The sequence below is a fragment of the Streptomyces sp. a15 genome (genome assembly GCF_059026085.1).
Genome location: NZ_JBWLKM010000296.1, coordinates 1 through 347, shown reverse-complemented (window position 1 = coordinate 347; position 347 = coordinate 1). Strand labels below are relative to the sequence as shown.

1 protein-coding gene is annotated in these 347 nt (G+C 64.6%); it reads right to left on the bottom strand.

The genetic code is table 11. From position 1 onward, the window contains the following. The coding region (locus AC5P09_RS52205) for a carbohydrate ABC transporter permease (RefSeq protein WP_493880663.1) at nucleotides 1–347 on the bottom strand (347 nt) is incomplete at both ends.

Genomic DNA, 347 nt, shown 5'->3' with positions numbered 1-347 from the left:
GCGACCAGGTTGGGGTCGGTGAAGTACGCCCCGGTGAGGTTGTTCAGCGCCGAGGTGATCGGCATGTTCTCGCCGGTGGAGATGAGGACCAGGGCCCAGAAGAAGTCGTTGTAGATCCAGATGGACAGCAGTGTGGCCAGCGCCGCCATCGCCGGGCGGCACAGCGGCAGCACGATCTGCCAGTACATGCGCCATACCGAGGCGCCGTCCACGAGGGCGGCTTCGGTCAGTTCGTGGGGCAGGGAGCGCATGTAGTTGCTCAGTACGAAGGCGCAGAAGCCGGACTGGAACGCGACATGGATGAGGACGAGGCCGAGCGCGGAGTCGTACAGCTTGCCGCTCATGGT